The 8292-nt window shown below is 38.4% G+C and carries 7 protein-coding genes; 6 read left to right on the forward strand and 1 reads right to left on the reverse strand.

Annotation, left to right across the window (positions count from 1 at the left end):
- Positions 1 to 45: 45 nt before the first annotated feature.
- Positions 46 to 1296: an SIR2 family protein gene (locus tag DXD78_RS20650; protein ID WP_233534030.1), complete on the reverse strand. Its 1251-nt coding sequence runs from the start codon at positions 1294 to 1296 to the stop codon at positions 46 to 48.
- Between the two features lie 97 nt (positions 1297 to 1393).
- Here DXD78_RS20650 and DXD78_RS20655 point away from each other — a divergent pair, with 97 nt between their 5' ends.
- The 6 genes from DXD78_RS20655 to DXD78_RS20680 all read left to right on the forward strand — a co-directional run.
- Positions 1394 to 1597, forward strand: coding sequence for a helix-turn-helix domain-containing protein (locus DXD78_RS20655; protein ID WP_005795769.1), 204 nt, complete (start codon positions 1394 to 1396; stop codon positions 1595 to 1597).
- Position 1598: 1 nt separating this feature from the next.
- Positions 1599 to 4829 carry a type I restriction endonuclease subunit R gene (locus DXD78_RS20660; protein ID WP_005795768.1) on the forward strand — a complete coding sequence of 1077 codons (3231 nt, stop codon included), beginning with the start codon at positions 1599 to 1601 and terminating at the stop codon, positions 4827 to 4829.
- A 5-nt stretch (positions 4830 to 4834) separates the two neighbouring features.
- Positions 4835 to 6496: a class I SAM-dependent DNA methyltransferase gene (locus DXD78_RS20665; RefSeq protein ID WP_005795766.1), complete on the forward strand. Its 1662-nt coding sequence runs from the start codon at positions 4835 to 4837 to the stop codon at positions 6494 to 6496.
- Positions 6489 to 7490 (forward strand): virulence RhuM family protein, encoded by a 1002-nt coding sequence (locus DXD78_RS20670; RefSeq protein WP_005795764.1) that lies wholly within the window; start codon positions 6489 to 6491, stop codon positions 7488 to 7490. The genes DXD78_RS20665 and DXD78_RS20670 overlap by 8 nt, the downstream gene beginning before the upstream one ends.
- Before the next feature lie 30 nt (positions 7491 to 7520).
- On the forward strand, positions 7521 to 7823 hold the full coding sequence (locus tag DXD78_RS20675; RefSeq protein ID WP_005795762.1) for a hypothetical protein: 303 nt from the start codon (positions 7521 to 7523) through the stop codon (positions 7821 to 7823).
- Positions 7820 to 8292 (forward strand): restriction endonuclease subunit S (locus tag DXD78_RS20680; protein ID WP_199607959.1); only part of this gene is annotated, 473 nt, incomplete at its 3' end. The genes DXD78_RS20675 and DXD78_RS20680, both read left to right, overlap by 4 nt.

An 8292-nucleotide genomic window follows, 5' to 3' on the forward strand; every position in this document is an offset into this window, starting at 1 on the left:
TAAACAAATTATTAATCAGAATTCTGTTGCATTTGCAAGTTGAATTCAGCAAATTTGATTTGTTCTATGTATTTTTAATTCTTTCAAACAGTCTATGTATGACATATAGTCATCAAAAACAAGTATATGTTGGCCTTCCTTTTGGCAAATTTGTTCTATTTCACGATTGTATGTGGTATAATATTTATTGAATCTCAATACATTGTATCCTTCTTTAGATAAGAAAGCGGTTAATGTTGTCATGAAAATACTTTTCCCATTACCTAGGTCCGAATGTATAAGAATATTATGCTCTCCTGTTTTGATTAAATTAATAACTTCTTCATGTTTGCTTCTATGTATGGAATATACAAAATCAGTTGGATTGATAGTTGAATAATACAGATTATCAATGTTGTATTCCCCACGAACTAATAAGTTAAACTCATCTATGTCCAATATTGAAGAAGGAAAATCTTTTATTTTAGGTTTACTAAAGCATAGATAGCTATCTGGCAATTTTGTTATATGTACATGATTTTTCTTGATTTCATTTATATGTTCTGTGAGTTTTTTAATGCCAATAGGAAACGGCATCCCAAATGTTTTGATAAGCGCTTGCTCAGTTTTTGATGCTTGCTCGCTTATTATAAAAAAAGTTTTATCTATTAACTTCGGGGTTAAATATACTATACGTTGTAAATCCAAATCATACTGCATAGAATATCCAATGAAAATTATTGATTTTGCAGTTTGTAAATCGCTTCTAAAAAGGGTTAACCATTCGCTTTTATTAAAGTCTTCAGTTAAATAACTGACATTTGTTAATTTGAATTCGCTATTAAGCTTTTCTTGGGTAAGTCTTTTAATGTCTCCATTTATGTGTATACAGAGATTTGACTTGTTTTTAAAATCATTTGGTCTATCAGATAATGTGACAGATTGTATTTTCTTTTTGTTCTTCTCACAGGCTAATTCAAAAACATTATCATAATTAGTTGTATAGATGCGTTGCCAATTAATTTGTGCTATAATTTCCTGTTCAGGAGTAACATCTATTGCTGTATATTCTTTACGCAAAAACTCGATTAAATCGATTTCGCTTTTAGCGCTTTGATAAATTCGTGAAGCTATTCCTAAATCATTTGTGAAATCTTTTTCTTCAAAATCGCATTCCGCTAATAATTTATGTGCAAGTGGAGTTGCTGTCTCGATTTTTTTATTCCCCTCATTAATTGCTCCAAGTGAAAAACCAGAACCAATAAATAATATGGCATCACCATCTAATGCATGAATAATTGCTTCTCTAATTTCCATAAAATCGTTTATTTAAAATTATGCTTGCAAAAATACGAAATAATCCTGATTATTGAATATAATTCACTATATTTGCACTACAAAATCACATCAAAGAATGAAATTGAATAGAATAAAGGCTGTCCTTTTGGAAAAAGGCATTTCTCAAACATGGTTGGCGAAGAAGCTTGATAAAAGTTTCAGTATGGTAAATGCTTATGCTTGTAATAGGATTCAACCAAATTTAGAGACCTTGCAACAGATAGCAGAGATATTGCAGGTCGATTTGAAGGATTTGATAACCGACAAAAAGGATAGGTGATATGAAACAGTTTTCGGAAGCTACACGGGTGCAGATGCCTGCAATGGTTCACCTCACCCGAATAGGATATACTTACTTCGGCAAGTTGAGTGAAGATAAGAATGGCACGGTCTATGACAGTGACACGAATATTCTTTTGCAGGTATTTGAACAGCAGTTTAAGAATCTGAATCCCGGACATGAGGGAGAGTTTCTTCAAATTTTGAAAGATATTCGTAAGGAACTGAACGATGATGACCTCGGTCGAGGCTTTTACAACCGTCTCAAAGCTGTTTCGCCTGTAAAGCTGATAGACTTTGATAACATTGGGAATAATACGTTCCATTTCACAGCCGAATTTACCTGTAAGAACGGACAGGACGAATTTCGTCCTGACATTACTTTGTTCGTAAACGGATTGCCACTTTGCTTTGTAGAAGTGAAGAAGCCCAACAATCAGGGTGGAATGTTGGCGGAGAGCGCACGAATGAACAAAGAACGTTTCCCAAATAAGAAGTTCCGTCGTTTCATTAATATCACACAGTTAATGATATTCAGTAACAATATGGAATATGATGCACTTGGTGGCATTGTACCCATACAAGGGGCTTTCTATTGTACTGGAGCACGCTCATATTCTCCCTTTAACTGTTTCCGTGAAGAAAATCTGTCTGCGCAAAAGATTGCACCTTTCCATTGTGATTATCCATATAAGGACATTGACAAGACAGCGGAAAAGCAAATATTATCAGATTATAATTGCCAAGTCATTCATACAAGCCCAGAATATCAAACCAATCTCGATTTCAATACGCCTACTAATAGGATACTGACTTCCATGTGTTCACCGGAACGTTTGCTGTATATTATTAAATACGGTATAGCATACGTTAGAATGGAACGAGAGGTAGATGGAAAGATTGAATCTACCGACCAAAAACATATCATGCGTTACCAACAATTGTTTGCATCATTGGCTATTCGCAAGAAACTGGCCGAGGGGGTGAAATCTGGCGTAGTCTGGCATACACAAGGAAGTGGTAAAACCGCCTTGTCATACTATCTGACCTATATTCTCAACGATTTCTACTCCAAACAGAATAAGGTCGCCAAATTCTATTTCATAGTTGACCGTCTTGATTTGTTGGAACAAGCTACACAAGAGTTTGAAGCTCGTGGTTTGGTGGTATCAACAGCCAATTCAAGAGCTGAATTGATGGCGCAATTCCGTAGTAATCAAGCACAGCAGGGGGTAAGTGGTCAGGCTGAAATAACGGTAGTAAATATACAACGCTTTGCGGAGGATAAAGAAAAAGTACGTATTAACGACTATGCAACCAACTTTCAGCGTATCTTTATTCTTGACGAGGCACATCGTGGGTATAAACCCGGTGGCTGTTTCCTTGCTAATCTGTTTGATGCGGACACTGATGCAATAAAAATTGCTCTTACTGGTACTCCGCTATTGAAGGAAGAACGTGCTAGTTGTAAAGTGTTCGGAAACTATTTGCATACTTATTATTACGATAAATCCATTGCAGATGGTTATACGCTGAAAATTATTCGTGAAGATATTGAAACTTCCTACAAAGAGCGTTTGTCTGATGTGTACGACAAACTGGAAACCCTTGTGCAAAAGAAAGACATTCGTAAGTCGGAAATCATAGAGCATCCAAGTTATGTAAGCGAGTTAGCCCGTTACATTATGACGGACTTAAAAGAGTTTCGCAAGATACAAGGAGATGATACTTTAGGCGGTATGGTCATTTGTGAAACCAGCGAACAGGCAAGGCGGCTTTATGATGTATTTCAAGAAGAATGGCAGAAGTATCAGCCGAAGCCCATCAAGATAAAACTTTCCGATGGTTCGTATGTAGTGGGTGAACCGGAAGTGGATTACAAATCAAAATACAGACCGCTGAAAGCTGGAATCATTCTTCACGATACGGATGACAAGGAAACTCGCAAGCAGATAGTCAAAGACTTCAAGAAAAATATGACAGTGGATATTCTCATTGTCTTTAATATGCTTTTGACTGGTTTTGATGCGCCACGCTTGAAACGCCTGTATTTCGGGCGCAAACTGAAAGACCACAATCTGCTTCAAGCCATAACACGTGTAAACCGTCCTTATCCCGGTATGCGTTACGGTTTTGTCATTGACTTTGCCGACATCAAGCGCAACTTCAAGGAAACCAACGAAGCATATTTACAAGAATTAAACCGCTTTAATGACGTGGATGAGACTGGCGAATCCGCTGCCGCCGATACCTTTACCCAAGTCATTGAGGACAAGGAAGAGATATTGAATCAGATGAAGAAAGTTCGGCAAACGCTTTTCAATTACACATACGATAATGCGGAAGAATTTTCTTCTGAAATCTCCACCGAAGAGGATAAAGCTGTATTGCTCGACCTCAAACAGGCATTGGAATCAGCCAAGAACATGGCGAACATCGTGCGTACATTTGGTGATGATGAAATGAAAGAGCAATTTGCCAAACTCGAAATCACCAAGTTGCCGCAACTACTCTCTGAGGTGCAAAGACGGATAAGTATCATCAATCAGAAAGAGGCTTTCAATACAAATGAGGAAACGAAAACTCTAATCAATGAGGCAATGATGGATATAGAGTTCACTTTCTCCAAAATAGGACAAGAGGAAATGCGCCTTATATCCGGTGGTGTGGAATTGAAAGAGAAATGGCAACGTACCATTTCTTCATTTACCCAAAACTTCGACCAAGACGATCCGGAGTTTATCTCGTTGCGTGAAGCCTTTATGGAACGCTTCAAGGAACACGGTTTTGTGATTGACACGATAGCCAAGTTCAACGAAGAAACACAGGCTTTGGATGAAATCATCGGTCGTCTGCAAGACTTACAAAAGCGCAATAATGTCTTGTTGAAAAAGTACAAGGGCGATGAAAAATTTGCTCGTGTACACAAGCGTATTCGTGAAGTGAATAAGCAGAGGGAAGATAAGGGACAGAAGCCTATGTTCTCTTTCCTTGACGAAGAGATTGCTGCCATTCTCAATATTATAAAAGAGGATGTGGATGCCAAAGTGTATGATCGTAACGACATTCTGAAAAAGGATGCTTATTTCGGACGCACGGTGATGGCTCTTATCAATGGATGTTTGTTCCATTTCCCACAAATAAAGCCCGAAATGGAGGATTACAAATTTATTCAGACACGCATTTCACAACAGTATATCAACCAATATAACGCCACTTACGGCATTGCATAAAGATTATGTCAGATATTAAAGAAAAAACATTAAGGCTCATCGACGGACTTAAAGCCACCTGCCAATCATACGGTATGGGAAACGATGGTAACGAATATAAGATTATCACTCAGGTATTTCTCTATAAGTTCCTGAATGACAAATTCGGTTATGAATTAAAAAATGCGAAAAGTGAGATTGCCAAGAAACTGACCGGGGATGTAAAATGGGAAACAGCATACGAGAATCTTTCTGATGATGAACGTATGCTTATTCAGAGTGCCATCTCTCCAGATGTTCCGATGCTTGAACCTTATCATCTGATAGCCAATCTTTGGAATCAACAGGGAAAAGGGGATTTTGATACTATCTTCGATTCCACTATGACAGATATAGCGGAACAAAATGCAGATATATTTTCCACGCAGACCACAGCCAACACGAAGATTCCATTGTTCGAGGCATTGACACCGTTTGTGACCGATTCGGCACAACGTGCGCCATTCGCCCGTGCTCTGGTGGATAAACTCGTGAATTTCTCCTTTGAAGAAGCGTTTGCACAGAATTACGATTTCTTCTCCAGCATCTTTGAGTATTTGATTAAGGATTATAATACCGCTGGAGGTGGAAAATATGCGGAGTATTATACGCCTCATGCCATAGCAACGATTATGGCTCGTCTGTTAGTGGGGGATAATGTTGATTTGCATAGCATGGAATGTTATGACCCCTCGGCAGGAACAGGTACGCTTCTGATGGCACTTAGTCATCAAATAGGAGAAGAACGCTGTACCATATTTTCGCAAGATATTTCCCAGCGAAGCAACAAAATGTTGAAACTTAATCTGCTACTTAACGGACTTGTGTCTTCGCTTGATAATGCCATTCAAGGCGATACACTTGTAAGCCCTTACCATAAGAGCGATGACGGACAACAGTTACGCCAGTTTGATTTTGTGGTGAGCAATCCTCCTTTCAAGATGGATTTCTCTGATACCAGAGAGAAGATTGCCGCCATGCCAGCCCGTTTTTGGGCAGGAGTTCCAAATGTACCCGCCAAAAAGAAAGAGTCAATGGCTATATATACCTGTTTCATTCAGCACGTTATCAATTCACTGAAAAAGACAGGCAAGGGTGCAATTGTCATTCCGACAGGTTTTATCACGGCCAAAAGTGGCATTGAGAACAAAATTCTTCATAAAATTGTAGATGACAAAGTGGTATTTGGCTGTGTTTCTATGCCAAGCAACGTGTTTGCCAATACAGGTACAAATGTCAGTGTGCTGTTCTTTGACAGGTCTGCAACTGCCGACAAAGTAATTTTGATTGATGCCAGCAAATTGGGCGAGGAATATAAAGATGCTAACGGATTGAAAAAGGTGCGTCTGAACGATGAAGAGATAGAAAAGATTGTCGGCACATTCCAGCGAAAGGAGGCTGTGGAAGATTTTTCTGTGGCTGTCTCTTACGATGAGATAAAGGAAAAGGGATATTCTCTTTCTGCTGGGCAATATTTCGACATCAAGATTGATTATGTAGATATAACGGAAGAAGAGTTTAATTTCCGAATGGCGGACTACAAGCAAATCCTTTCCGAGCAATTTGCAGAGAGCCATCGTTTGGAAGAGGAAATAATGAAACAGTTGGATGCTTTGCAGTTCAACGCAAATGTAGGCAACAATGAGTAACGAGATACAGTTTTTATTATACAGCCTGCCAGATGAACAAGGGAAGGTGCAAGTCGTTATCAAAGACGAAACCATTTGGTGTACGCAAAAGGCTATGGCAGAGCTTTTCGGTATTGATAAATCCGGTATTAGTCGCCACATATCCAATATTTTTAAGGAAGATGAACTTCAGCAAGACACGACAGTTGCAAAAATTGCAACCGTCGTAAATAGAGGTATCAGAGGGGAGGTTGAAGAACTGGTTGACTTTTATAATTTGGATATGATTATTGCAGTGGGTTATCGTGTTTCTTCGCCTAAAGCAACCAAGTTTCGCCAATGGGCAACCAAGATTCTCAATGAGTACATCAAGAAAGGATTTGTACTTGACGATGAGCGTTTGAAGCAAGGCACGGCTGTATTCGGGAAAGACTATTTCCGTGAATTACTGGAAAGAGTACGCTCTATCCGTGCCAGTGAACGCCGTATTTGGCAGCAAATTACTGATATATATGCAGAATGTAGTGTTGACTATGACAAGAACTCGCCCACAACACGTGATTTCTATGCTATGATACAGAACCGTTTTCATTATGCCATTACAGGACAGACAGCTGCCGAAATTATCTACACAAAGGCAGACCATCGCAAAGAACACATGGGTTTGACCACATGGAAGAATGCTCCCGATGGACGTATATTGAAGTCTGATGTATCAATAGCCAAGAACTATTTGCAGGAAAAGGAAATCCGCCAGTTGGAACGTGCTGTAACAGGTTTCTTTGATTATATAGAAGACCTTATCGAGCGTGAGAATACATTCAATATGTCCCAATTTTCTGAAAGTGTCAATGAATTCCTCACATTCCGCCGTTATCAGATTTTACCGGACAAAGGGCGTATTTCTGCCTCGCAAGCCAAAGCAAAGGCAGAAAGCGAATATGATATTTTTAATAAGACACAGCGGATAGATTCTGACTTTGACAAACAGGTTAGGGGTATATTGGATAAGTAATTATTGTGGTGTAAAGTAATATGGATTTGAATGATTGATTACGATAAAATAAATGAATATATAGCCACTATGATTTCAAAGTCAGGTGGATGTGCGCAGTTAACAGGTGTGGCTTTCAATGATTTATTTGGAGCAGGAAATCTGGTTATATCGGAAAAGGATTTGCATGATGGCTTTGAGTATATAATTGCTCGTCATAAAAAGGAAATAGAAGAGAACCGTTATGCTACCACTGAACAAAAAGAAGTGGAAAAGAATATTCGAGAGCTTATTCTGAAATCCATTGAAGAACAAATCAATGTGTATCTTAAAAGCCAAAATAGATTATTATGAAACTTACGAGATATAAATTGGGAGAAATTCTTGAGTTGCAGAGAGGATATGATTTGCCCTCTTCTCAAATGAAAAAAGGAGATATCCTTGTTGCTGGTTCTAATGGTGTTATTGGTTATCATAACGAAGCTCGTAGTAATCATCCTTGTATTACAGTAGGGCGAAGTGGCAGTGTGGGAAAAGTTCATTATTATGAACAGGCAACATGGGCGCATAATACTGCTTTGTTTGTGAAAGATTTCAAAGGAAATGACCCTAAGTATTTATATTACTTCCTTAAGAATTTACATTTAGATAAGATGTTTGATAAAGGAAGTAGTGTTGTCCCTTCACTTGATAGGAAAGTTGTTCATTCTTTGAATGTTCCATGTCATAAAGACATAGATTGTCAAAAACGTATTGCTGCAATATTATCAAAAATAGACCGCAAAATAGAACTTAATTGTGCGATAAATCAGAATTTAGAGGC

It is taken from the genome of Bacteroides sp. D20, from assembly GCF_003436255.1.
Lineage (GTDB): Bacteria > Bacteroidota > Bacteroidia > Bacteroidales > Bacteroidaceae > Bacteroides > Bacteroides uniformis.

Coding starts and splice junctions, on each gene's coding strand:
- DXD78_RS20650 (WP_233534030.1), bottom strand. CDS start 1,296: ATGGAAATTAGAGAAGCAATTATTCATGCATTAGATGGTGATGCCATA.
- DXD78_RS20655 (WP_005795769.1), top strand. CDS start 1,394: ATGAAATTGAATAGAATAAAGGCTGTCCTTTTGGAAAAAGGCATTTCT.
- DXD78_RS20660 (WP_005795768.1), top strand. CDS start 1,599: ATGAAACAGTTTTCGGAAGCTACACGGGTGCAGATGCCTGCAATGGTT.
- DXD78_RS20665 (WP_005795766.1), top strand. CDS start 4,835: ATGTCAGATATTAAAGAAAAAACATTAAGGCTCATCGACGGACTTAAA.
- DXD78_RS20670 (WP_005795764.1), top strand. CDS start 6,489: ATGAGTAACGAGATACAGTTTTTATTATACAGCCTGCCAGATGAACAA.
- DXD78_RS20675 (WP_005795762.1), top strand. CDS start 7,521: ATGATTGATTACGATAAAATAAATGAATATATAGCCACTATGATTTCA.